Source organism: Massilia sp. ZL223 (assembly GCF_018119395.1).
Lineage (GTDB): Bacteria > Pseudomonadota > Gammaproteobacteria > Burkholderiales > Burkholderiaceae_D > Telluria.
The window spans coordinates 26,739-51,805 of record NZ_JAGPWD010000002.1 but is presented as its reverse complement, the minus strand read 5'-3'; the positions used below and the strand labels follow the sequence as shown (position 1 = coordinate 51,805).

Annotated in this window: 19 protein-coding genes; 5 read left to right on the top strand and 14 right to left on the bottom strand. The window is 65.9% G+C overall.

What is annotated here, in order from left to right:
- Nucleotides 1–137 precede the first annotated feature (137 nt).
- Genes KBW95_RS01680 through KBW95_RS01665 form a run of 4 tightly spaced genes read right to left on the bottom strand, consistent with a single transcriptional unit; the run spans nt 138 to nt 4,954 of the window.
- Nucleotides 138–1,829 (bottom strand): M14 family zinc carboxypeptidase, encoded by a 1,692-nt coding sequence (locus KBW95_RS01680; protein WP_211527344.1) that lies wholly within the window; start codon nt 1,827–1,829, stop codon nt 138–140.
- Nucleotides 1,830–1,840: 11 nt separating this feature from the next.
- A complete protein-coding gene (locus KBW95_RS01675) occupies nt 1,841–3,355 on the bottom strand; it encodes a sensor histidine kinase (protein ID WP_211524882.1) in 1,515 nt (504 codons plus the stop codon).
- On the bottom strand, nt 3,352–4,293 hold the full coding sequence (locus KBW95_RS01670; RefSeq protein WP_211527343.1) for a hypothetical protein: 942 nt from the start codon (nt 4,291–4,293) through the stop codon (nt 3,352–3,354). The genes KBW95_RS01675 and KBW95_RS01670 overlap by 4 nt, the downstream gene beginning before the upstream one ends.
- 7 nt (nt 4,294–4,300) lie before the next feature.
- Complete coding sequence (locus KBW95_RS01665; protein ID WP_211524884.1) at nt 4,301–4,954, bottom strand: response regulator transcription factor; 654 nt, start codon at nt 4,952–4,954, stop codon at nt 4,301–4,303.
- Nucleotides 4,955–5,253: 299 nt separating this feature from the next.
- On the opposite strand from KBW95_RS01665, the gene KBW95_RS01660 reads away from it, so the two are divergent.
- The 3 genes from KBW95_RS01660 (at nt 5,254) to KBW95_RS01650 (ending at nt 10,040) form a co-directional block, all read left to right on the top strand.
- Complete coding sequence (locus tag KBW95_RS01660; RefSeq protein WP_211527342.1) at nt 5,254–5,916, top strand: energy transducer TonB; 663 nt, start codon at nt 5,254–5,256, stop codon at nt 5,914–5,916.
- Nucleotides 5,917–6,031: 115 nt separating this feature from the next.
- Entirely contained in the window at nt 6,032–8,326 is a 2,295-nt protein-coding gene (locus tag KBW95_RS01655) for a M28 family peptidase (RefSeq protein ID WP_229429482.1), read from the top strand.
- Between the two features lie 79 nt (nt 8,327–8,405).
- Complete coding sequence (locus KBW95_RS01650; protein ID WP_211526673.1) at nt 8,406–10,040, top strand: M28 family peptidase; 1,635 nt, start codon at nt 8,406–8,408, stop codon at nt 10,038–10,040.
- A gap of 70 nt (nt 10,041–10,110) precedes the next feature.
- On the opposite strand, the gene KBW95_RS01645 is transcribed toward KBW95_RS01650, so the two are convergent.
- Nucleotides 10,111–11,622, bottom strand: coding sequence for an acetyl-CoA hydrolase/transferase family protein (locus KBW95_RS01645; protein WP_211526672.1), 1,512 nt, complete (start codon nt 11,620–11,622; stop codon nt 10,111–10,113).
- Between the two features lie 21 nt (nt 11,623–11,643).
- Nucleotides 11,644–12,585: a bestrophin family protein gene (locus KBW95_RS01640; protein ID WP_211526671.1), complete on the bottom strand. Its 942-nt coding sequence runs from the start codon at nt 12,583–12,585 to the stop codon at nt 11,644–11,646.
- A 120-nt stretch (nt 12,586–12,705) separates the two neighbouring features.
- Here KBW95_RS01640 and hpaR point away from each other — a divergent pair, with 120 nt between their 5' ends.
- Complete coding sequence (hpaR, locus tag KBW95_RS01635) at nt 12,706–13,176, top strand: homoprotocatechuate degradation operon regulator HpaR (RefSeq protein ID WP_211526670.1); 471 nt, start codon at nt 12,706–12,708, stop codon at nt 13,174–13,176.
- Between the two features lie 3 nt (nt 13,177–13,179).
- On the opposite strand, the gene KBW95_RS01630 is transcribed toward hpaR, so the two are convergent.
- The 7 genes from KBW95_RS01630 to KBW95_RS01600 form a co-directional block, all read right to left on the bottom strand.
- On the bottom strand, nt 13,180–13,887 hold the full coding sequence (locus KBW95_RS01630) for a LamG-like jellyroll fold domain-containing protein (protein ID WP_211526669.1): 708 nt from the start codon (nt 13,885–13,887) through the stop codon (nt 13,180–13,182).
- A gap of 56 nt (nt 13,888–13,943) precedes the next feature.
- Nucleotides 13,944–14,465 carry a superoxide dismutase family protein gene (sodC, locus tag KBW95_RS01625; protein WP_229429481.1) on the bottom strand — a complete coding sequence of 174 codons (522 nt, stop codon included), beginning with the start codon at nt 14,463–14,465 and terminating at the stop codon, nt 13,944–13,946.
- 139 nt (nt 14,466–14,604) lie between these two features.
- Entirely contained in the window at nt 14,605–15,528 is a 924-nt protein-coding gene (locus KBW95_RS01620; protein WP_211527341.1) for a hypothetical protein, read from the bottom strand.
- Nucleotides 15,529–15,624: 96 nt separating this feature from the next.
- Nucleotides 15,625–18,345, bottom strand: coding sequence for a GAF domain-containing protein (locus tag KBW95_RS01615; RefSeq protein WP_211527340.1), 2,721 nt, complete (start codon nt 18,343–18,345; stop codon nt 15,625–15,627).
- A 169-nt stretch (nt 18,346–18,514) separates the two neighbouring features.
- Nucleotides 18,515–19,084 (bottom strand): cysteine hydrolase family protein, encoded by a 570-nt coding sequence (locus tag KBW95_RS01610; RefSeq protein ID WP_211526666.1) that lies wholly within the window; start codon nt 19,082–19,084, stop codon nt 18,515–18,517.
- Nucleotides 19,085–19,093: 9 nt separating this feature from the next.
- On the bottom strand, nt 19,094–19,618 hold the full coding sequence (locus KBW95_RS01605) for a GNAT family N-acetyltransferase (RefSeq protein ID WP_211527339.1): 525 nt from the start codon (nt 19,616–19,618) through the stop codon (nt 19,094–19,096).
- A complete protein-coding gene (locus tag KBW95_RS01600) occupies nt 19,615–20,196 on the bottom strand; it encodes a helix-turn-helix domain-containing protein (protein WP_211526664.1) in 582 nt (193 codons plus the stop codon). Before KBW95_RS01600 ends, KBW95_RS01605 begins: the two co-directional genes overlap by 4 nt.
- Before the next feature lie 83 nt (nt 20,197–20,279).
- Here KBW95_RS01600 and KBW95_RS01595 point away from each other — a divergent pair, with 83 nt between their 5' ends.
- Nucleotides 20,280–20,651, top strand: coding sequence for a hypothetical protein (locus KBW95_RS01595; protein WP_211526663.1), 372 nt, complete (start codon nt 20,280–20,282; stop codon nt 20,649–20,651).
- 54 nt (nt 20,652–20,705) lie between these two features.
- Here the strand turns inward: KBW95_RS01595 and rpoC are convergent, their stop codons facing one another.
- Nucleotides 20,706–24,950, bottom strand: a complete 4,245-nt coding sequence (rpoC, locus tag KBW95_RS01590; RefSeq protein ID WP_211526662.1) for a DNA-directed RNA polymerase subunit beta' — start codon at nt 24,948–24,950, stop codon at nt 20,706–20,708.
- Nucleotides 24,951–25,067 lie beyond the last annotated feature (117 nt).

Here is a 25,067-nt window from a genome sequence, read left to right as displayed (position 1 = left end):
ATCCCGGCGAAGGCCGGGATCCAAGTTCGCACCGGAGCCAGTTACTTCAAACGTAGTCGGCGCGCGCACAAACTTGGGTTCCGGCCTTCGCCGGAACGACGTGCAATAAAAAACCGGGGCGCGCCCCGGTTTTTCTTTTATCGCTCGATCATGAAGACCGGATAACGGCGCCACTCCGGTTCGCGGTACCGTTCGCAGTTCGCGAAAATGAAGTCCAGCACCGCCTCCTGGTTGGCCAGGAGCGCCGGATTGGCCGACTTCCACGCGCTGAACTTCTCGGCAAGCTGGGGCTCGGCGCGCAGCAGTTCTTCCGCGTGATCCTCGAACACATAGTCCGAATACGCTTCCTTCTTCTCCAGCACGCTGTTGAAGAAGCCCCAGCGGAAGAAGCTGTCGTGGGCCAGCGGCTCCAGGGTCTCGACCGCATAGCGGGCCTGGTCCTGGTCCAGCGGCACGATGTAGTCGCCCGCGCGCAGCTGCACTTGCCCCTGGCGCTTCTCCAGAACCACCTCGTCGTGGAACATGTGTCCCTCGTAGGCGTTCGGGCGCGAAGCCACCGACACGATGTGGTAATAGCCGACATCCTGCACGCGGTCCGCTTCCACGCGCTCCATGCGCACGCCGTTCCACTGCAGGCGCTCGATCGCCTCGCGCCACTGCTGCGGCACCACGTAGGCGCGCGGCGCGGTCACCGTCACGTCGGCCGGGAAGCGGTTGTACCAGGCGATGTCGCGCTCCCATGGGCTGCTGCGGTCGTACCACAGGCGGGTGTAGTCGCCCAACACGCTCTTCTTGTACTTGGCCTCGTAGCCCTTGAAGCGGAAGGTCGAGGGATTGGCCTCGTCCATCGCCCAGCGCACCGGCCACTCGGCGCGCGAACGGCCTTCTTCCTTGGCCGCGCGGCGCAGCTGCTGGATGCGGTCCGCATGCCGGACCGTGAAGTCGAGCGCGGTCTCCACCAGCGCGCGCATCGAGTCGTAGCGGTCCTTGAAAGGCTTGAGCATGTGCGTCTCGGGCATGAAGCCGATCGTGTGGTGCAGGGCCGCGTAACCGGTCGAGAAGCGCGCCGTCTCGAGGAAGTCGGCAATGCCGTGGTCCGGGCTGTCCTTGACCGGGTTCACGTAGGGGCAGGTCGGCCAGCCGCGCCGCTCCATGTCGGCGTACATCGCCGGCAGCATCTCGTCGCGCAGGAAGTCGCCCAGTCCGCCGCCCAGCTTGTCGGTCTGGGTGTGGATCAGGGTCATGGTGTAGCTGTAGTCGGCGCCGTTGGAAGTGTGGGTGTCGACCATCACGTCCGGATCCCAGGCCGTGAACAGCTGGTTGAACACCTGGGCCGTGAGCGTGTCGCACTTGACGAAGTCGCGGTTCAGGTCCAGGTGGCGGCTGTTGCCGCGGAAGCCGAACTGCTCGGGACCGTCCTGGTTCACGCGCGAGGTGTCGGCGCGATTCAGGCTGCCGTCCACGTTGTACAGCGGGACGAACAGGAACACGGTCTTGCCCAGCGCAGCCAGGCGCTCGGGCTGCAGGCAGAAATCGCGCACCAGGGCCATGCAGGCGTCCACGCCTTCCGGCTCGCCCGGGTGGATGCCGTTGTTGTTGAAGAAGACCGGACGGCTGCTCCGCTTGATGGTTTCGCGGTCGAACACGCCGTCGCTGCTCACCACGCCGGCGTGGATCGGCACGCCGGCATCGGACACGCCCACCTTGTCGAAGCGCAGCACGTTCGGATAGGCGCGCGCGAGTTCCTCGTACCAGGCGATGCAGTCGGCCCAGGTGGTGGTCTGGTTCAGGTTGCCCTTTTCGTAAGGGGTCTTCAGTTCGTTGGACATGGTATGTTCAATCAGGATGTTAAGGACTGCGCCAGGGTCACCGGCGCCTCCAGGGGCAGGGAAATCGCGACGTCGGTGCCCTCGCCCGGCGCCGAACGCACCTCGAACACGCCCTGCAGCGCGTACACGCGCTCGCGCATGCCGATGATGCCGATGCCTTCGGAGGCGCTGGCGACGTCGAAGCCGTGGCCGTCGTCGACCACGCGGATGCGCAGCTTGCCCTTGGCTTCGTCGAGCAGCAGGCTGACGTGGGCCGAGCGCGCGCCCGAGTGCTTCATCACGTTGGACAGCGCTTCCTGCACGATGCGGTAGGCCGAGATCGCGAGCTCGTTCGGCAGGCGCGCGAAGTCGCCTTCGCTGTGCAGGTCGAAGCGGCAGCCGGAGGTGGAATCGTAGTGGCGCACCATCTCTTCCACCGCGCCGTGCAGGCCGAGCATGTCCAGCACTTCAGGACGCAGGCGGCGCACCAGGCGGCGGCCGTTGGCGTACAGGTCGAGCGCGAGCTTGGTGATGGCTTCGGACTTGCGCTTGATCTCGTCCACTTCCTGCCCCTGCGGCGCCTTGGCGGCCAGCGCGCCGATGGCCTGGGCCTCCAGGCGCGCGGCGATCAGCGACGCGTTCAGTTCGTCGTGGATCTCGACCGCGATGCTCTTGCGCTCGTCCTCGATGATGGAGTTGACCTTCTGGATCAGCTTGCGCTTGTCGGCATCGGCGCGCACCGCCTCGTTGCGCGAGGCCAGCAGGTCGCGGGTGCGCTCGGCCACCTTGTTCTCCAGGTCGCGCTTGGATTCGTCCAGCGCCAGCGACATGTCGCCGATCGAGGACTGCAGTTCGCCGACTTCGCCGCCGGTGGTCACCGGCAGGTTGACCCGGTAGTTGCCGCCGCGGATGGAGCGCAGCGCGCCGATCGCTTCGCGCAGCGGCACCGTGAGCGAGCGCGCCAGCACCCAGGCCAGCACGCCGGAGGCGGCCAGCGCCAGCGCGGCGATGGTCAGCTCGACGCGGAAGCGCGCCGCCTGCTTGTCCATCATGTTCGCCGGCGACATGGTCACCCGCACCCAGCCCACTACCTCGGTGGTCAGGGTCGGCGGACGCGACACGCTCGAGGCCGAGACGTGCGGCGTGCCGTTGTCGGTGAACAGGTTGATCCACACCACCTGCTTGCGGATCGGCGCCTCGTAGTAATGGGGCTGGGCGTCGCGCGCGGCTTCCGAGACCACGCGCACCGCGGCGCGGCCGCTGGCGTCGATCACGTCGATGCGGTAGATGCTGATGTCGGACTGCACCAGGCCGTTGATGGTCAGGCGCAGGTCGGACAGGTTGCCCGAGATGACGTTGTATTCGCTGGTTTCGGCCAGCGCGCGCGACAGGATGCGTCCGCGCTCGGCCAGTTCTTCCGCCACCTGGGCGCGGTGCGCGTACCAGGAGTACCAGACGAAGGAGGTGAACAGGAACACCACCGGCAGCATGGTGATGAAGGCCATGCGCCGGCCGATGCCCCAGCCGCGCCAGAATCGCAGCTTCATCGCTGGCCCGCCGTGGTGGATGCGGCCTTCTGCAGCGTGCCCGGCGCGGGACGGGCGAACTGGCGCGCGGCCTCGGTCACGCGCAGGTCGAGCGACCTGGCCACGCCCTCGTTGATCACGGTGCGGAAGTAGCGCGGGAACTGCGGCGGCGCCAGCTCGCCGGTGATCACGAAGGCGGCGGCGATTTCCGCCACCTGGGTGTTGATATCCTCGATTTCCGAATAGGTGCTGGCCAGCGCCCCGACCTTGACCATGTCGGCCGAGAAGCCGATCACGCCCTGCTTGCGGCGGTAGGTCGAGAGCAGGATGTTGCGCACGCTTTCGGTGTTGTAGACCGCGCTGTCGGGCATCGCCAGCAGCGCTTCGGCGCGCGTCATGCGGTTGAGCGTGTGGTTGATGTCGTCGCCCGGCTCGAAATGCTGGATCTCCACTTCGCCGTCCAGCACCGGGCGCAGGAAGGCGGTCTCGGGGCTGAGCATCGCGCCGATGCGCGGCTGGCGCCCGTACAGCAAGGTGGCCAGGCGCAGCTGGTCGGCGGGCGCCGGCTCGGCGTAGACGGCGGTGAGCGACATGGCGCGGTTGCGCGCCAGGCGCGAAGTGATCGCATGCCATACCTGGCTCGAGGTATAGGCCGAGATCACCACGCAGTCGCAGCGGCGCGCCACGGCGTCGCGCAACGCGGTCGGGCCGATCGTCACGTACAGCATGCGGCGGCTCTGGGCCAGCTCGGTGCGGAAGGCGGCGAAGGTGGGAACCAGGCGCTTGTACAGGTCTTCGGCGATGCGGCGCGTGACCTCGGTGTCGTCGCCGGTGACGATCTGGAAGCGAAAGCCCGTGGTTTCAGGTTCGCGGTACTGTTCGGCGAGGGCCGGGGTGCAGGCGATTCCCAAGGCCAGCGCGCCGAGCGCCAGCCTCGCCTGCCGCAGGAAGCGCTTCATCCTGCGCTTACGGTTCGATCAGGCCGTGCTTGACGGCCAGCAAGGTGATGCTGGCCTGGCGGTGCACGCCCAGCTTTTCCTTGATCGACTGGCTGATGTTGCTGATCGTCTTGGTCGACAGGTCCAGCTTTTCGGCGATCTCGGCGTTGGTCATGCCCTCGGCCATCAGCTTGAAGATCTCCAGCCCGCGCTCGTCGAGCTGGGACTGGGGCGTCACCTCGCCGCGCACCGCCATGCTGGCCAGGCGCGCCGCGATCTGCGGCAGGAAGTACAGCTTGCCTTCGCGCGCATAACGCACTGCGGTGGCAAGGTCGGCCGGATCGCAATCCTTGGTAACAAAAGCGTGGGCACCAATCCGGTAGGTTTCTTTAATTAAACTGTCCTGGTCAAACTGGCTGAGGAAAACAATTTTTGCCTGCGGGTCATTCTTGAGGATGGTCTGCGCCGCGTCCAGGCCCGTCAGTTCGGTGCCGAAACGCATGTCGAGCACGGCCACGTCGGGCTTCTCGGCGGCGTACAGCGCGGTGGCTTCATTCGGGGTCTTGGCCTGTCCCACCACTTGCATCCCTGCCGCTTCCAGCGACATGGCAAAGCCCGTCATGACGATCGGATGATCGTCGGCAAGCATGACACGGATGGGTTTGCTGTTCTGTGTTGCCATCTTCTCTCCGGGCTATCGCAGCCGCTGACATCTACCTACCAAACAGTGGCATCCCAGCTTACCAGCATGCGGAAGAACCAATGTGACAAATGGATTATTCCATACAACGCCCCGGCGCGCGAGTGGCCTCATCTGTATAGACGAGGATGAGCAACACCCTGCCGTCGCACACTCAGTAACAATATTGCTATCGAATCGCTTTACATCTTGCTAGGACCTAGCATATAGTGATTCCAACGAATCGCAGTTTTGTTTTCCCAGCAGGTAACATAGCGCTTCAATAAGAAAGGAGAACGGCCATGCACTTCTCTCAACTGAACGATGGAACGGGCGGCAAGGCGGGACGGGTCGCCCTGGTTGCAGGACTGCACGTGCTGGTGGCGATGGGTGTCATGCACACGATGAACTCCAAGACCTTCAAGCTGCCGGACCTGGTCGAGGACCGGCTGGTGTGGATCAAGCCGGACATTCCACCGCCGCCTCCGCCGCCGAACCCGCCCACGCCGAAGGCCGAGGTGGCGCCGCCGGAGATCGTGGTGCCCAAGCCCGAGGTGACGCCGGTCGAGCCGCCGCCGGAACCGACCGTGAGCGCCACGACGGAAGCGCAGCCGCAGCCGGTTGAACCGATGCAGTCGGCCCCGAGCGAAGCGCCGCCGGCCCAGCCCTCCACCAACAGTGGCCAGATGCGCAGCGCGGTGCTGGCCGACGCCAACGGCTGCGCCAAGCCCGACTACCCGGCGCGCGCCGCCCGCAACGGCGAGTCCGGCACCGTGACCCTGGCCCTGATGGTCGGCGCCGACGGCCGGGTCAAGGATGCACGCATCCAGAGCTCGAGCGGCTCGCGCGACCTCGACCGCGCCGCCCTCAACGCACTGTCGCTGTGCCAGTTCAAGCCGGCCATGAACAACGGCGTGGCCGAAGCCGGATGGGCGCAGCTGGCCTATGCCTGGGTGCTCGAATAGCAGAACCGGTTTTCCCCCTCTTGCCCGCCCCTCCTCCCAGCCCGGCGGGCTTTTTTTCGTCCATGGACAGGTCAAAGAACCTGCGGGAGCACAACAACAATAAGGAGAGAGAAGCATGGAAGCCGCTGTTCCACCCATACCTTTGCCGAGGACCGTTCCGCTGGCGGGCCTCGCATCCAGCCTTGCCGCTTGCCTGGCGCTGGCCATCCTGGGCTGGCTTGCCCTGGCCCCCGTGCCGGTCCCGGCGCCGGTCCTGCCCGAACCGGCGCGCTGGCAGGCGCGCGCCATGGAGCACGTGGCCGCGCTGAGCGTGGCGCCGCGCCCGATCGCCACCGAGGCCAATGCCCAGGCGCGCGGCTACATCCTGGAACAGCTGCGCGCCATGGGTTTCGCGCCCGAGGTGCAGCGCGCCACGGTGCGCCGCTCGGTGGTCTCCTTCGGCGTCCACACCAGCATCGGCGTGGTGAACAACATCGTCGTGCGCATTCCCGGACACCGGCAGGACCGGCTGCGCCGTCCCGCCCTGCTGCTGGCCACGCATTACGACAGCGGCACGGCCACCCTCGGCGCGGCGCGCGCGGCGGCCCCGGTTGCGGCGCTGCTGGAAACCGCACGGGCGCTGCGGCGCGAGGGGCCGAGCGCCAACGACATCGTGCTGCTGTTCGCCGACGGCGAGCATGTCGGAGGACTCGGCACCAAGGGCTTCGTCGAGCAGCATCCGCTGGCCAGGCGCATCGGCCTGGCCCTGCGCTTCGACAGCGCGGGCAGCGGCGGCCCGCTGCGCCTGTTCGCGGCCAGCGGCGCCGGCAAGGATGCGCTGCGCGGCTGGGCGCGCGCCGCGCCCGACGTGGGCGGCACCTCGCTGGCGGCGGAACTGATGCCGCCCATGCCCCAGCATCCCGACATCGGGCCGCTGGCGGAACTGGACGCGCCGGTGCTGCTGTTCGCGAATACCGAACAGCGTTTCGACGGCGAGCGCGCCAACGACACCCTGGAGCGGCTGGAGCGCGCCAGCTTGCTGCACATGGGCGACGTCATGCTGCGCCTGGCGCGCGAATTCGGCGAGGCGCCGCTGGCGCGCGGCAGGCACGCCACGCATGCCTGGTTCTCGCTGCCCGGGGTGGGGCCGGTGCACCACTCGCCCGACCTGGGCTGGGGCGTGGCGCGGGTGTCGCTCCTGCTGCTGCTTGGCGCCTGCGTGCTGTCGTTCCGCCGCCTGGGCGCGATCCCGGCGGTGCAGGGACTGTTCGGCGCCGCGCTGCTGCTGGTCGCGGCGCGCACCGCCATCTGGTGGCAGCGCGAGACGCTGTCGGCCGCCGCGCGCGCGGACGACTACGGCGCGGCGCTGGCTGCCGGCGCCGTGGTCGCCATCGGCTTCCTGGCCGCGCTGTTGCTGGTGCGGCGCGCGGCCGGCATGCCCGCCGCGGTGCTGGGCTCGCTGGCCTGGGCGCTGGCGGCGCTGGTGCTCCTGATGGCCCTGCGGCCCGGCGTGGGCTACCTGTACGCCTGGCCGCTGCTGGGCGCGCTCGCCGCCTACCTGGTGCTGGAGTCGGGCTGGCGGCCGGCGCAGGCGGCGCCCGTACGCGCGCTGGTGCTGTGCGCGGGCCTTGCGCCGGCCGCCGTCCTGCTGCCACCCGGGCTGCGCGAGGTCTGGACGACGCTGGCGCCGCATGGGCTGTATGTCGCCGCCGTGCTGGTCGCGCTGCCCATGCTGTGCTTCGCCGCGCCGCTCCTGCTGCTGCGCGCCCCGCACGCCCTCGCCGCCGCGCTCGCGCTGGCGCTGGCCCTGGGTTTCGCCCTGCCGCGCACCACCGCTGCGCCGGCAGCCGCCACGTCGACGCCGCCGCCCAACCGGCTCACCTATTTCAAGGACATGAACACCTGGCGCGCCTACTGGCTGATGCCGCAGCAGCCGCTCGACGCCTGGACCCGGCAGGTGTTTCCCGACCAGGCAGCGCCGTCGATCCACGTCGACACCTTCGGCTGGAAGAGCCCGCGCCAGTGGCTCGCGGTGGCGCCGCGCGACGACAATCTGCACTTCCCCGACAACTACATCCTGCGCAGCTCGGTCGGCAAGGTGCGCTACGGGCGCTTCACGGTGCGCTCGAAGAACAAGGCGCCGCATATCGAGATGTGGGTGTCGGGCACCAAGCCGCTGCGCTCGCGCCTGGACGGCCGCACGCTGACCAGCAGGGAGGGGCCGTGGTGGGTGTCGCTGTACGGGATGGAGGACCGCACCATGGAATTCGAGATCGAGGCCAAGCCGGAAGACATCTTCGCGGTGACGGTGCAGGAGCGCATACCGGGCCTGCCGCAGCACCTGCTGCCGCCCCGCCCCCGCGATGCGCCGCCGCTGCTGCCGATGACGGGGACGACCGTATCGACCGACATCCTGCGGTTTTACAGATGATTGACATACAATGTCCGCGCACGCGCGGGCGTGCGTGCGCCCCTGGTAAATACACAACCACTTTTCGCAGCAGGATTCCATGCACAAGATCGTCTCCTCCGTTGTCCTCACTGCCCTGGCGGGCAGCCTGGCACTGGCCTACCCGGCCCACGCCGCCGGCAAGTCGCAGACTGCGACCGTCAAGGAAGCGCCGCTGCGCGCGCACCTGGCCTTCCTCGCCTCCGACGCCGTCGAAGGACGCGGCACCGGCCAGCGCGGCGGCGAACTGACCGTCACCTATCTCGAAACCCAGGCGCTCGCCGCCGGCCTGAAACCGGCCAACGGCAACAGCTTCCGCCAGCCGGTCAAGATCGCCGGCGTGCGCGCCCTGCCGCAGCAGAGCAATGTCGGCATCGTTGCCGGCGGCCAGGCGCTGCCGCTGCAGTTCGGCGCGGACTGGGTCTGGGGTCCGGGCGACGCCAAGGCCGACCACATGCTGGATGCGGAGATGGTCTTCGTCGGCTACGGCATCAGCGCGGCCGAGGAAGGCTGGGACGACTTCAAGGGCCTGGACGCCAAGGGCAAGGTCCTGGTGATGCTGGTGAACGACCCGGCCCCGACCGCGGCCGAGCCGAAGCGCTTCAACGGCGCCGGCCTTACCTACTATGGCCGCTGGACCTACAAGCTCGAAGAAGCGGCGCGCCAGGGCGCGGCCGGCGTCCTGCTGATCCACACCGATGCATCCGCCTCCTACGGCTGGAGCGTGGTGCAGAACAGCTGGGCCAATGCCGAGCGCTTCCAGCTGGCCGAGGGCGAGCTGGGTTCCGGCCTGGAAGGCTGGATGACCGACGCCACCGCACGCAAGCTGTTCGCGGCCGCCGGCCAGGACCTGGACAAGCTGCGGCTTGCTGCCGAAGACAGGAACTTCAAGCCGGTGCCACTCAACGCCCGCGTCAAGGGCGAGGCGCGCGCCGCGGTGCGTACCCTGAACGAGTACAACGTGGCCGGCGTCGTGCCGGGCACCGACCCCAAGCTCAAGGACGAAGTCGTGATCTACACGGCGCACTGGGACCACATGGGCAAGCAGGGCACCGAAGGCGACACCGTGTTCAACGGCGCGGTCGACAACGCCTCGGGCACCGCCGCGCTGCTGGCGATGGCGCAGGAAGCCGTGCGCAATCCGGCCAAGCGCAGCCAGATGTTCCTGTGGGTGGCGGCCGAAGAACAAGGCCTGCTGGGCAGCGCCGCCTATGCATCCAAGCCGCTCTGGCCACTGGAAAAGACCGCGGCCAACCTGAACCTGGACAGCCTGAATTTCGTGGGCCTGGCCAAGGACGTCAACGTGCCGGGCAGCGAGCGCACCGAACTGGGTGCGATGGCCGCGGCCACCGCGAAGAAGATGGGCCTGCAGATCGCACCGGCCAAGCCCGACCTGGCTGGCGGCTACTTCCGCAGCGACCATTTCAGCTTCGCCAAGGCGGGCGTGCCGGCGTTCTCGGTGGGCGCGGGGCATAGCTGGGTGAAGGATGTGGAGGCGAGCGACGCCAAGCAGAAGGCGTACCGCGCGCGTTATCACCAGGTGTCGGATGAGTATGATCCGAGCTGGGACCTGGCGGGGATGGTGCAGCAGGCGCAGTTCACCTTGAACCTGGGGCGCGCGGTGGCGGATGCGCCGAAGATGCCGGCGTGGAAGGCGGGGGATGCGTTTGGGAAGGCGCGCACGGCTTCCAAGTAATCGCTGTCGCGGCTTCGGTTAGGAACTTGGGTCCCGGCCACCACCGGGACCCAGGTTATCTGCGCAGAGTTTACGCCGGCAGCATGGAACCGGTCTCCCGATACCGCACATGCCACGAGAACGCCTTCTCCAGCACATGCGGCGTCTGCCCGCCTCCCCGGTTGGCCTCCTCCACGTAGTCCCTCAGCATCCGCCTGTACGGCTCCGCCACGCAGTTCTCGATGATGCGCTGCGCCCGTTCCCGCGGCGCCAGGCCGCGCAAGTCCGCCAGTCCCACTTCGGTGACGATGATGTCGACATCATGCTCGTTATGGTCGACGTGCGTCACCATCGGCACGATGCTCGAGATCTTCCCGCCCTTCGCTACCGACTTGGTCGCGAACACCGATAGATAGGCGTTGCGCGCGAAATCGCCCGAGCCGCCGATCCCGTTCATCATGTGCGTGCCCGACACGTGGGTCGAATTCACGTTGCCGTAGATATCGCACTCGAGCGCCGTGTTGATGGCGATGATCCCCAGGCGGCGGATGACTTCCGGATGGTTGCTCACCTCCTGCGGCCGCAGCACCAGGCGGTCCTTGTAGCGTTCGATGTCCGCGAACACCTGGCGTCCCTTTTCCTCTGACAGCGTGATCGAGGAACCCGAGGCGAAATCCAGCAGCCCGGCATCGAACAGGTCGAAGGTCGAGTCTTGCAGCACTTCCGAATACATCGTGAGCTTGCGGAACGGTCCGCCGACGAAGCCCGCCAGCACCGCGTTGGCGATGGTGCCGATGCCTGCCTGGATCGGCATCAGGCGCTCGGTGAGGCGGCCCTGCGCGATCTCCTGGTTGAAGAAACCGGTCAGGTGGCCTGCGATGGCGGCCGTCCCGGCATCCGGCGGCAGGATGGTGGACGCGCTGTCGTGCTTCTCGGTCAGGACGATGGCGACGATCTTTTCCGGCGGGATCGCGATGGCGCTCGTGCCGATGCGGTCGCTCACGTTCATCAGTGGCATCGGCTCGCGGCGCGGGCGGTGCTTGGGGATGAAGATGTCGTGCAGGCCTTCCAGCGCCGGCGACTGGCTCAGGTTGATCTCCACGATCACCTTCTCGGCCAGGATCGCGAAGCTGGCGCTGTTGCCGACCGAGGTGGTCGGGATGATGGCGCCGGTCTCGGTGATCGCCACCGCTTCGATCACGGCCACGTCGACCGGTGCGATCTGGCGCGTGCGCAGCAGTTCCACCGTTTCGGACAAGTGCTGGTCGACGAACATCACCTCGCCGCGGTTGATCGCCGCGCGCAGCGCCGGGTCGGCCTGGAAAGGCATGCGGCGCGCCAGCACGCCGCTTTGCGCCAGGGTGCTGTCGATGTCGCTGCCGAGCGAAGCGCCGGTCATCAGGGTGATCTTGAGGGGTTCGGTGCGCGCGCGTTCGGCCAGCGCCAGCGGCACCGCCTTGGCGTCGCCGGCGCGGGTGAAGCCGCTCATGCCGACGGTCATGCCATCCCTGATCCATGCGGCCGCCTCGGTTGCGGTGGTGATGCGCTCGCGCAGGAGCGGCAGGCGGATGCGGTCTTGTTGAACGTGGTCGTCGTGATGCATGGTGTCTCCGTCGGATCGGGCTTAGGTAAGGCAGTAATCGACCGCCGCCAGCGGCGGCGGCAGGTGTTCGTCGCCCAGCGCGCTGCGCAGGTCGATCTCGATCGCGCGGCACATGGCGTCCAGGGGCAGGTCGTTGGGCTCGGTGCCGAAAGGCTCTTCCAGCTCGTCGCCGAGCGCATCCAGGCCGAAGAAGGTGTAGGCCACGATGGCCACCACGATCGGCGTCATGAAGCCGATGGTGTCGACCAGGCCGAAAGGCAGCAGGAAGCAGTACATGTAGGCGGTGCGGTGCAGCAGCAGCGAATACGAGAACGGCACCGGCGTGTTCTTGATGCGCTCGCAGGACGCGGCGGCGGCCGTCATCGCGGACAGGGTGGCGTCGATACTGGCGGCCAGGCAGGGATCGATGCGCTTCTCGGCCAGGCACTGGCGCAGGTCCTGTCCCATGCGCTGCATCAGGTAGTCGGGACGGTTCGCCGCATGCTGGGCCTGCGCGAACTCCTGGGCCCGCAGCATGCCGGCGACCCTGGGATCGAGTGCCTGCTGGCGCAGCTGGTCGCGCAGGGCATGGACGAAAGCGATGGCGCGCAGGATCATGCGCACCCGCACGTCGCCCAGGCCGTGGCTGGCGCGGGCCTCGCCCTCCCCTTCGATCAGGCCCAGGCACTGGCGCGCCAGGTTACGGCTGCGCAGCACGAGCTCTCCCCACAGCTTGCGCCCTTCCCAGAAGCGGTCGTAGGCCGAGTTGTTGCGAAAGCCCAGGAAGATCGCGACCGGCAGGCCGATCAGGGTGAAAGGAATGGTGGTGAGCGTGATCTTGAGGTCCCACAGGTCGCCATGCGACCAGGTGACCAGCAGCGCCACCACGATGTTGACCACCAGGGTAGGCAGGATGCGCGGCAGGATGGAGCCGCGCAGGAGCAGGAAGAGCTTGAGCCCTGAGGGCCGGTCTCGGATAATCACGATCGTTGTCGCACCTGAAAGAGCATCGCAGTGAATCCAGAATTCACTAACATGTTCGCAGTTAATCACTAATATGTTAGCCAGTCAAGGCGAATCGCCGATACTGTCGAAGGAGTCGCCGTGCCCGGCCGGATCACCCACCGTAATCTACCCCAGCTGTTGTTGAAGGCGCGCGACGCACTGATGTCGCATTTCCGCCCCGTGCTGAATCACTTCGGCGTGACCGAGCAGCAGTGGCGTATCCTGCGCGCGCTGGACGAACACGAGCAGCTGGAGCCGCGCGAACTGTGCGAGCTGTGCCAGATCCTGAGCCCGAGCATGGCGGGCATGCTGGCGCGCATGGAAGAGCTGGGGCTGGTGGAGCGCAGCCGCATGGCCGCGGACCAGCGCCGCGTGATGGTGCGGCTGGCGCAGAAGGGAGACCGGCTGGTCGACCAGATCGCGCCGCTGATCGAGCAGCAGTACCGGCTGATGGAGAAAGCGTGGGGCAAGCGCGTGGTCGACGATCTGTCGGGCGCGCTCGCCGGGTTCATCGCGGCGCAGGCGACCGAGGTGCCCCAGGTCGCGTTGCCGCCTTCGGAAGAAGAATAAGCCTCAGGCCTTGGTGTTGCGGCGGCGGACCATCCAGCCCAGCATCGCCAGGCAGCCGCCCATCATGCCCAGCGAGCCGGGTTCCGGCAGGTCGACGGCCTGCGGCGGTTGCAGCTCCTTCACCTCGGCGCCGGTCATGGTGTGGTTGTAGATGCTGATGTAGTCGACCGCGCCGCGTCCCGCTTCGCCGCCATCGTCGCGGAAGAAGTGCATCGCAGTCGCCGTGAAGTCGGCATAGGAATAGATGTCCTGCACACTGAACATCAGGTCGCCGTTCTGGTACAGCTTGAAGTTCTTGTCGCTGTCGCGCGTGATGGTCAGGCGGGTGTCCTTGCCCGCTTCGGCCTTGCCGCCCGCCGCGCCGTAGCTGTACAGGTTGAACTTGCCGGACAAGGCGTACAACCCGGTGTCGCTCGCCAGGTTCTTGAAGTCGAGGATGCGGGTGTAGGTGTTGAACGGATTGAAGGCGTCGAAGCGGTACACCATGTCGATCGTGTAGGTGCCGCCCAGGGTCTCGTTCAGGGTCAGGCCCTGGTTCGGACCGAAGGCGTAACCGGTGGCTCCGAGCTGGCCGCCGGCATGCGCGACGAGCGACTTACCGCCCTGGCTGTCGGCCAGCGAATTGTTCAGATCGTAGTGGTGGATCAGGGATGCACGGCTGTCGAGGGCGACGAACAGCAGTGCCGTCGCCATCAGCTTGTGAAATTTCATTTCAAAAATGCCTTATATGTGAAATTTTGTTTCATCCCCGATCAGCTAGGGATGGCTTACTGAATCACTCCGCAGGCCATGCGGCCTCCCCCGCCGCCCAAGGGCGACGGGTGGTCGGCGTGATTGTCGCCGCCGGCATGGACCATCAGGGCCTTGCCCTTGACGTCCGCCAGCTTCAGGCGCGGCGCCAGGACCGGGTTGCCCGCGTTGCCCTTGTCGTCGACCGTGAGTGCCGGCAGGTCGCCCAGGTGCCCGTCGCCCCATGGGGCGCCGTGACGCTTGGTGGCGGCCGGGTCGAGATGGCCGCCGGCGGCGCCCGCCGGCACCGTTTTCCCATCCTTCTGGTTGGCGGCGCAGCTGCCGTTCTCGTGCACGTGGAAACCGTGCAGGCCAGGCGGCAGCTTGGACAGCTGGGGCGCGAACACCAGGCCGTACTTGGTCTCGCTGATGGTCACGGTGCCGACCTCGGCGCCATCGCCCTTGTCGGTGGCCATCTTCAGCGTGACCTTGGTGTCGGCAGCGTTGGCTACGGTGCAAGCAGCGCCCAGCAGTACGGCGCTCATCCATCGAAAGTTCATGACATCCTCCTCGAAGAGATTCATAGAGATAATAAAAAGCCAATGAAGTGTAGACCATCCCCACGGGTGGGGGGTGTTCCGGAAGGGGGAGATGTGGGGAGGTCGACAACGGTGGACGGCGAGCCCGTCCACCAGGGGATTACATGCGCGAGACGGTCGGACGCAGGATGGCCAGCAGGCCCGCTTCGGAGGTGCAGCCGAACTTTTCGTAGACGGCCTTGACGCAGTCGCGCAATACGGCGTCGCTGACGTCCATGCGCGAGCGCGCGGCGTCGCGGCCGCCACCCAGGCCCATCCAGAACGCCACTTCCATTTGCTGGGGCGACAGCTCGACGCTGCCGAGCGCGCGCCAGATCCGCAGCGGCATCGGGACCACGTACTTGAGGAAGATGCCGACCGTACGGCTGTGGATGGCGTCCTGGCCGCCCGAACTCATCCACTGGGCGCGCGCTTCCAGCACGCCGCCGGCCAGGTCGAGGGTGCCGGCCGGCAGGCGCCAGGGATAGCGCTCGCCGTGCACCACCGATTCCACCAGCCGCAGGCAGAACGGCGGCAGGCTGCGGCGGTCGAATACCTGCTGTTCCTGCGAAGCCAGCAGGTCGAGCAGCGCACCCGCCGAGTCGCTCAGGAACAGGATGTCGCCGCCGATGGTGGACAGCAGCATGGCCTCGTCCTCGATCACGCCGGACAGGCCGGCGCCGGCGCTGTCGGCGTTGCGCAGGGCGTATTCGAAATAGTTGGCGACGCGGCCAAGGTCTTCCTCGTCATCCTGGTCGAAGGCCGGGCCCTCGTCGCGCAGCAGGGTGACGGTGCCGAGGGGCGCCGCATTGCTGCCCAGCTGGACTTCCAGCACATGGGCGGCACGGGCGCGGGCCTCGCCCGGGGCGACGCTGCTGAAATTGGCGGCATCGCCGTAGAAATAGCCGTTCGGCGGCGGCAGCACGCCCAGCACGGTCGCTTCCTGCACCTCTTCCGGCGCGCGGGGAGCGTGCAGGAACAGCTGGGACGCGCTGTTGGGAATCAGCTCGCGTACCAGCTCCAGGGCATCGGGAATGATCGTCATCAGGTGCAGGCCGCCGGAACATAGGATCCGGAGCCGCGCCCACTGGCGGCTGTTCTTCTTTCGGGACACGAATCAGGCTAATGTGATGTCAGGATTTCAATATTGCGGAGTTACTGCAACATTGTCAACTGGCATCATCAAACCTGTCTCATCCTTGCCCGGTGCGGAGCCACGCACCGGCAGCTGGGCCAGGATGTCGGACAGCGCGCGGATCTCCACCGGTTTCACCAGGTGATGGTCGAAGCCGGCCTGCTTCGACAGGTCGCGGTCGCGCGCCTGGCCATAGCCGGTCAGGGCGATGAAGGTCGCGTCCGGGTGGTCGCGGCGCAGGCGGCGCGCCAGCTCGTAGCCGGTGATGTCGGGCAGGCCGATATCGAGGATGAAGGCTTCGGTGCCCGCCAGTTCGGTGGACGCGAGGGTGCGCACCGCATCCTCGAACACCTTGACCGTGTGCCCCTGGGCGCGCAGCAGCACCGCCAGCGACTGCACCGCGTCGGCGTTGTCGTCGACGATGGTCAGCACGCGCGGCACTCCGCTGCCCGGCGCGTGGCGGATGCGTCCCGGACCGTGCAGCGGCGCGGCGTCGGCCAGCGGCAGCAGCACCGAGACCGCGGCGCCCGTATTAAGGCCATCGCTGTGCGCCTCCACCTGGCCCGCGTGCATCTGGACGATGCTCTTGACCAGCGCCAGGCCGATGCCCAGGCCGCCCTGCGAGCGGTCCGGGGCGCGCTCGCCCTGGGTGAACAGGTCGAACACGTGCGGCAGCAGTTGCGGATCGATGCCGCTGCCGTTGTCGATGACGGTGACGCGCGCCTCTTCCAGTCCCGCTTCCAGGCGCAGCTGGATGCTGCCGCCGGCCGGCGTGTACTTGGCGGCGTTGTTGAGCAGGTTGACCAGCACCTGCACCAGGCGCGTGCGGTCGCCCGCCACCGCGACCGGCCTGGCGGGCGCCTCCACGCTCAGGGTATGGGCCTTGGCCTCGATGTGCGGGCGCGCCTGCTCGACGGCGGCGCGCACGACCTCGTTCAGGTCGAGCGCTTCGAGTTCGAGCTTGACCAGGCCGCGCGTGACGCGCGAGACGTCCAGCAGGTCGTCCACCAGCTCGGTCATGTGGCGCACCTGGCGCGAAATGATATTGGTCGCCTTGCTGCGCAGGTTCTCGTCCACGCTCGGCATGCGCAGCAGCTGGGCCGCATTGGTGATCGGCGCCAGCGGATTGCGCAGCTCGTGCGCCAGCATGGCCAGGAACTCGTCCTTCATCTTGTTGTGGCGCTCGGCCTCGGCGCGCGCGGCGCGCTCGCTGGCCAGCAGCCCTTCGCGCTCGCGCGCCGAGCGCTGCGCCAGGTCGTACAGGCGCGCGTTGTCGATCGCCACCGCGGCCTGGGACACGAAGCCGGTAATCATCTGCTCGGTGCGCTCGTCGAAGCGGTTCGGCTGCGGATGGCCGAAGAAGAGGCCGCCCAGCACCTCGCCCGAGCGCGAGGTCACCGACGCGGCCAGGTAGCTGACCACCGGCAGGTGACCCTTCGGCATGCCGTGGTGCGGCCCCATCTTGCCGTAGCGCGGGTCCTTGCGGATGTCGTCGCTGCGGATCGGCGGACCACCGCGGAAGGTGGGGCCGAACACCGCAGTCGGGCGCGGCTGGCCCAGCTTCTCGAAGGCTTCGCGCGGCGCGCCGGACAGGGTGTACAGCAGATAGGCTTCGCCCTGCTCGTTGCGGCCGTTGTAGAAGAATGCGCCGAATTCGGCGCCGGTCAGCTCGGTGGCGACGTCGGTGACCGCCTGCAGCAGCGTGTCCAGGTCGAGCGTCGAGGCGAGCACACTGCCGGCGCGATTGAGCAGCTCGAGCAGACGGGTCTCTTCGCGCAGCGCTTCCTCGGCGCGGATGCGGCGCAGCGCTTCCCAGGTGCGGCGCGCCAGGTCTTCGGCCAGCGTGCGCTCGTCGTCGGTCCAGTTGTAGGCGTGGTCCTTGTACAGGAAGCCGCAGCCGACCAGTTTGTTCCCGTCCTTGAGCGGGATGACGATCACGGAATGGATGCCGAGCGCCAGGCATTGCGGCGCCACGGCGGTGCAGGCGGGATCGGTGGCGACGTCGGTCACGCACAGGGTGGTGCCGGCGCGCAGCTGGTCGAGCTGGGCCTCGGACAGCACCGCGAGCGGCAAGCTGGCCTGGGCGCCGCCGGTTTCGACGCCGTCCTTCCATTCTTCCTTGACCTGGAAAGTGCGGCTTTGCTCGTCGATCTCGACGTAGGAGACTTTCGAGCCGAGGAAGTATTCGCTGGTCAGGCGGATGGTCGCCTTGAGCATCGGGTCGAACTCGGTCTCGCGGCGCAGGGTGTCGGCCAGCTTGAGCTGGAAGGCGTGGCGGCGCTCGCTCAGGACCGCTTTCGTGGTTTCGACGAAGGTCACCAGGACGCCTTCGGGACGGCCGGCGTCACCGTAGACGGGGCTGTACGAGTAGTTGAAGTAGACGGTTTCGTCGTAGCCGAAGCGGTTGATCGTCAGCGAGAAGCCTTCGGAGCCGGTCGATTCGCCCTCCAGCACCTTGTGCCACATGGGGCCGATGGTGGGCCAGATCTCGGACCAGGTGACGCGCGCGTCGTTGCCCAGGGCGTCGACATGCTTGTCGCCGAGGATGGGCACATAGGCGTCGTTGAAGAACTGGGTGAAGTGCCCGCCCCAGGCCAGGTAGGCCGGCAGGCGCATGTCGAGCAGGGTGCGGACGGCGTTCTTCAGGCTTTGCGGCCAGGCGCTGGTGGGGCCGAGCGGGGTCGATTCCCAGGCGTGGGCGCGCATCTGCGCTTCCATGTGGGACATGGTGGCAAGGCTCGCTGCAGCGTCGTAGGGCCAGGGCATCGTGCTCGTGTGGACAGAAAGACCAGACTGTTAATTTTCTAATCTGGGCATCATAACAGTCCTGTCTGTCAGGGGGCGTACTGCTGGGCAAATTGAGGAATGCATACAACAGTGTGGTTTTTTGCCGTCTTTACGAGGTGGTTTGGCGCTCCAGGGTGGCCAGCAGGGTGCGGGTGTCGGTGATGGCGGCGTATTCGCCGTCGAGGTTGGACAGGGACATGGCGTGGACCTCGTCGGCGCTGCGCCAAGTGCCGGCGTGGTCGCGCCTGGCGAAGGCGAAAGTGGCGTCGGAGACGACCGTCGTGCTGAAAGCCAGGTTGCCTGCGGAGCGGGCGCTGTCTTCGACGGAGATGTTGGTGCTGACGCCGACCATGACCAGCTTCTCGAGGCCGCGGATGCGCAGCCAGCGTTCCAGGCCGGTGTTGATGAAGGCGTCGGGGACGTTTTTCTCGACCACGTGTTCGCCTTGGCGTGGCTCGAAGGCTGGCTGGAAGGCGGCGCCGGGCTGGCCGGGGGCGAAGCCCGAGCCTGGGCTGCGCGAGATGTGGCGGACGTGGACGATTGGGGCTTTGGCGGCGCGCCAGACGGCGAGCAGGCTGGCGATGCTGGTTTCGGCTTGTGGGTTGTTGCGCTGGCCTGCTTCAGGGATGGCCATGCAATGCTGCATGTCGATGATGATCAGGGTCGGGAATGCGGTCATGGTCTCTGGTCAGAGCTGCTTGTAGTAATAGGTGGTCGCGCACAGTACGCCATCGGGCATCAGCGCATAGTTCGGAATGACGCCGACGCGCTGCCATCCCATGCGTTCGTACAGGCGCTCGGCTTCCGGGCTGGCAGTATCCAGCACGAGCACCGTGCGTTGCTGCTTGCGGGCTTCGTCTTCGATGGCCAGCATCAGCTGCTGCCCTACTCCACCGCGGCGAGCGTGGCGGTGCACGAGCAGCTTGGCAATGTCGGCGCGGTGAGGCTGATTGTCGGGCATGGAGGTGATCATCTGGACGGTGCCGACGATGCGGCCTTCGTCATCCTCGGCGACAACGAGAGTACGTTCGCCGCGCCTGACGCCGTCGATCACGTTCTGCCAAAAACCCCGGGCCTTGTCCCGCTCCAGCGGAAGCATGAAGCTGATCGAGGCGCCACCTCCGACGCAATCGAGCAGGAGGTCGGTCAGACTGTCGATGCGTTCGCCTCCTTCGCTTGCGCCGATCCGGCGTACGGCAAGGGTAGTCGTCATGCGTTTCTCCTTGGAGGTTTGTGGGCTTGGCTGACGAGCGCCACGAGGTAGCGCGCTGGCTTGTCGGTGGCGTTGTGATAGGTGATCGGCTGGTCGAGGTGCATGGCCAGGCAGTCGCCTGCGGACAGCATCCAATGCGACTCCCCGACCGTAAGCTCCATCGATCCTTCGATCAGCCACACCTGCTGTTGAACGTCGACGTCGCGTGCGGCGGTTTCGTAGGACACGCGCTGGCCTGGTGGGAAGTTGACTTCGACCAGCTGTATGCGCGAATCGGCGGGAGGAGACAGATTGCGGCGTACATAGCCGGAAGCGGGATCGGTCCAAACTGGCTGGTCCGCGGCACGCGACACGGGGGCGGGGGCTTCGTCCGCTCTCTCGAAAAGGGAGGCCACTGTCACCCCAAGGGCTGCGCTCAGCTTGTCCAGCACCGTTGCCGTGGCGCTGCTCTCGCCACGTTCAATGAGCGAGATATTGGAACGACTGACGCCGCTGCGTTCGGCCAACGCCGCCAACGACAAGTCTTGCGCATCACGAAGTTGGCGGATACGCGACGCGATAAGATGGTTGATGTCCATGCGTCCAGTATACTGGATAGAATTATCCTGTAAACCGGATTTTATTGGGGATGTGAAAGCATCCCCGGTTCAAGGAGACATGAATGCGCAAAGTAGTCTTCGGCTTATTGATCGTATCGGGATGTGGATCAGCCGTCCTGGCAAATGATGGCCTGTCGCGACACAAGCCGTTTTCGGGGGTCTACAGGATCTACGGCGGCGGCTTGGGCGATCCGGTTGCTCCAAGCCCGAAGGATCGGAAAGTGTTGTTCTCGATTAGTGGCCGCGCGGCTAGGGACCTGTTCGACGCGATTGGGCCGGATCGTCACGACGTTTGCACCGAAGGCAGCGGTACTCGTGTGCGCTGGCGGGACGAGCAAAATCTTTCATGCATCCGGAGCGAAAAAGGCGAGTACAGCTGTAATTTCGGTTTCGACCTTCGCACCGGGAAAAACATCGGTGGGAGCATCTGTTAGCCGGAAATAAAAAACGGCGCCCGAGGGCGCCGTTCTCATGAGCAGCTAAGACGATTACTCGCCGTCGCCATGGTGCTCGGCCTGAGCCTGAGCAGCCTGCTGGTCTTCCATCGCCTGCAGTTCGGCAGCCATGTTGGCCTTCTCCTGCTGCAGCAGCGCCTGGCGCTCTTCCGCTTCCCACACTTCCTTCTCTTTGCGGGCGCGGTGGAATGCCAGACCGGTACCGCCCGGGATCAGGCGGCCGACGATCACGTTTTCCTTCAGGCCGCGCAGACCGTCGCGCTTGCCCATGATCGCGGCTTCGGTCAGCACGCGGGTGGTTTCCTGGAACGATGCGGCCGAGATGAACGAGTCGGTCGACAGCGATGCCTTGGTAATACCCAGCAGCACGTTTTCGTACTGTGCCGGCAGCTTGCCGACGGCGTTGACCTTGTCGTTCTCTTCCAGCAGTTCCGAACGCTCGACCTGCTCGCCGACGATGTAGTCGGTGTCGCCTGCATCGGTGATCTGAACACGACGCAGCATCTGGCGAACGATCACCTCGATGTGCTTGTCGTTGATCTTCACGCCCTGCAGACGGTACACGTCCTGCACTTCGTCCACGATGTAGCGAGCCAGCGCTTCGATACCCAGCAGGCGCAGGATGTCTTGCGGATCGGCCGGGCCGTCCACGATCATCTCGCCCTTGTTCACCACCTGGCCGTCGTGCACCAGCACTTGCTTGTCCTTGGTAATCAGGAACTCGTGCTTGTTGCCGTCCATGTCGGTGATTTCCAGACGCTGCTTGCCCTTGGTTTCTTTACCGAAGGCGACGGTACCGGTGACTTCCGCCAGCATGCCCGCATCCTTCGGCGAACGTGCTTCGAACAGCTCGGCAACGCGCGGCAGACCACCGGTAATGTCTCGGGTCTTCTGCGATTCGGTCGGGATACGTGCAAGCACTTCACCCACCGACACTTGCTGGCCGTCTTTCACCATGATCAGCGCGCCGACCTGGAAGCCGATCGTCACGGCGTGTTCGGTGCCGGCGATCTTCACTTCCTGGCCTTCGTCGTTCAGCAGCTTGACCTGCGGACGCAGGACCTTGCCCGAACCACGGCGCTTCGGATCGATCGCGACCAGGGTCGACAGACCGGTCACTTCGTCCACCTGGCGAGCGACGGTGACGCCCTCTTCCACGTTCTCGAACTTGATCGTACCGGCGTACTCGGTAATGATCGGACGGGTCAGCGGATCCCAGGTTGCCAGGGCCACGCCGGCTTTCACCGCCATGCCGTCCTTGACGATCAGGGTCGCGCCGTACGGCACCTTGTGGCGCTCGCGCTCACGGCCGTGGTCGTCGGTGATCAGCACTTCGCCCGAACGCGAGATGACGATCTGCGCGCCCTTGCCGTTGGTGACGTAACGCATGGTCGCGGTGAAGCGGACCGTGCCGTTCGACTTGGCTTCGACCGACGAGGCCACTGCCGCACGCGATGCCGCACCACCGATGTGGAAGGTACGCATGGTCAGCTGGGTACCCGGCTCACCGATCGACTGCGCCGCCACCACACCGACTGCTTCGCCGCTGTTGACCAGCATGCCGCGGCCCAGGTCGCGGCCGTAGCACTTGGCGCACAGGCCGTAGCGGGTGTCGCAGTTCAGCGGGGTGCGGACCTTCACTTCGTCGATGCCGAGGCGCTCGATCTCTTCGACCATGTCTTCGTCCAGCAGGGTGCCGGCTTCGTACACGGTTTCCTGGGTTTCCGGATTGACGACGTCCTGGCCCGCGACGCGGCCGAGGATACGGTCGCGCAGCGCTTCGATGACTTCACCGCCTTCGACCATCGCCTTCATCAGCGTGCCGTTGCTGGTGCCGCAATCGTCCTCGATCACCACCAGATCCTGGGTCACGTCGACCAGGCGGCGGGTCAGGTAACCCGAGTTCGCGGTCTTCAGCGCGGTGTCGGCCAGACCCTTACGGGCGCCGTGCGTCGAGATGAAGTACTGCAGAACGTTCAGGCCTTCGCGGAAGTTCGCGGTAATCGGCGTCTCGATAATCGAGCCGTCCGGCTTGGCCATCAGGCCTCGCATACCGGCCAGCTGGCGGATCTGGGCTGCCGAACCACGGGCGCCCGAGTCGGCCATCATGTAAATCGCGTTGAACGATTCCTGGGTGCCTTCGGTGCCGTCACGCTTGGTGACCGGTTCCACTTTCAGCTGGTCCATCATCGCCTTGCCGACTTCGTCCGAGGTCTTGCCCCAGATGTCGACGACCTTGTTGTAGCGCTCGCCGGCAGTGACCAGACCCGAAGCGTACTGCTGCTCGATCTGCTTCACTTCCGCTTCGGCGGTCGCGATCATGCCCTTCTTGACGTCCGGGATCAGCATGTCGTCCACGGCGATCGAGATGCCGGCGCGGGTCGCCAGGCGGAAGCCCGACTGCATCAGCTTGTCGGCGAAGACGACGGTCGCACGCAGGCCGCACTTGCGGAACGACGTGTTGATCAGCTTCGAGATCTCTTTCTTCTTCAGCGGACGGTTCAGCACCGAGAACGGCAGGCCCTTCGGCAGGATCTCCGACAGGATCGCACGGCCAACGGTGGTCTCGTAGCGGGTCAGGGTCTGCTCGAATTCGCCATTGGCGTTCTTCGGGAACTCGACGATACGCACGGTGATGCGGGTCGCCAGTTCGACTTCCTTGTTGTCGTACGCACGGATGACTTCCGACACGTCCGGGAACATCATGCCTTCGCCCTTGGCGTTGATCGCCTCGCGGGTCGCGTAGTACAGACCCAGCACGATATCCTGCGACGGGACGATCGACGGCTCGCCGTTCGACGGGAACAGGATGTTGTTCGAAGCCAGCATCAGGGTGCGGGCTTCCATCTGCGCTTCGATCGACAGCGGGACGTGGACTGCCATCTGGTCACCGTCGAAGTCGGCGTTGAACGCCGCGCAGACCAGCGGGTGCAGCTGGATCGCCTTGCCTTCGATCAGGACCGGCTCGAACGCCTGGATACCGAGACGGTGCAGGGTCGGCGCACGGTTCAGCATGACCGGGTGCTCTTTGATGACTTCTTCCAGGATGTCCCAGACCACCGGCTCCTGCACTTCGACCAGCTTCTTGGCGGCCTTGATGGTGGTCGCGAGACCCATCAGTTCCAGCTTGTTGAAGATGAAGGGCTTGAACAGTTCCAGGGCCATCAGCTTCGGCAGGCCGCACTGGTGCAGTTTCAGCTGCGGACCCACCACGATGACCGAACGGCCCGAGTAGTCGACGCGCTTGCCCAGCAGGTTCTGACGGAAACGGCCGCCTTTACCCTTGATCATTTCAGCCAGCGACTTCAGCGGACGCTTGTTGGCGCCGGTCATCGCTTTGCCGCGACGGCCGTTGTCCAGCAGCGAGTCAACCGCTTCCTGCAGCATGCGCTTCTCGTTACGCGTAATGATTTCCGGAGCGCGCAGTTCCATCAGGCGCTTCAGGCGGTTGTTACGGTTGATGACGCGGCGGTACAGGTCGTTCAGGTCCGAGGTGGCGAAACGGCCGCCATCCAGCGGGACGAGCGGACGCAGCTCCGGCGGCAGGACCGGGAGCACTTCCATGATCATCCACTCAGGCTTGATGCCCGAGCGCTGGAACGCCTCGAGCACTTTCAGGCGCTTGGCGTATTTCTTGATCTTGGCTTCGGATTTCGATTCCTTCAGCTCGACGCGCAGGGCTTCGGCATCGCGGTGGATGTCGATCGAGCGCAGCAGTTCACGGATGCCTTCGGCGCCCATGAATGCGGTGAAGTCGTCGCCGTACTCTTCGTACTTGGCGGCGTAGTCGTCTTCCGACATGATCTGGCACTTCTTCAGCGGGGTCATGCCAGGATCGGTCACGACGTATGCTTCGAAGTACAGCACGCGTTCGATATCGCGCAGGGTCATGTCCAGGACCATGCCCAGACGCGACGGCAGCGACTTCAGGAACCAGATGTGGGCGACCGGCGAAGCCAGTTCGATGTGGCCCATGCGCTCACGGCGCACCTTGGCCAGGGTCACTTCCACGCCGCACTTTTCGCAGATCACGCCGCGGTGCTTCAGGCGCTTGTACTTGCCGCACAGGCACTCGTAGTCCTTGATCGGGCCAAAGATCTTGGCGCAGAACAGGCCATCGCGCTCCGGCTTGAAGGTACGGTAGTTGATGGTCTCCGGCTTCTTGACTTCGCCGAAGGACCACGAACGGATTTTTTCAGGCGACGCCAGGCCAATCTTGATGGCGTCGAAGCTCTCGTTTTGCTGAACTTGCTTGAATAGATCGAGCAGTGCTTTCATTTATCACTCCAGGTGATTGAATTCTTTACTTACTACTACTACCGCCAGCTTCTCACCGATTTTCGCCGGTGCTTGCTCGTCCCACTACCCTTGAAACCGTCATCCCCGCGCAGGCGG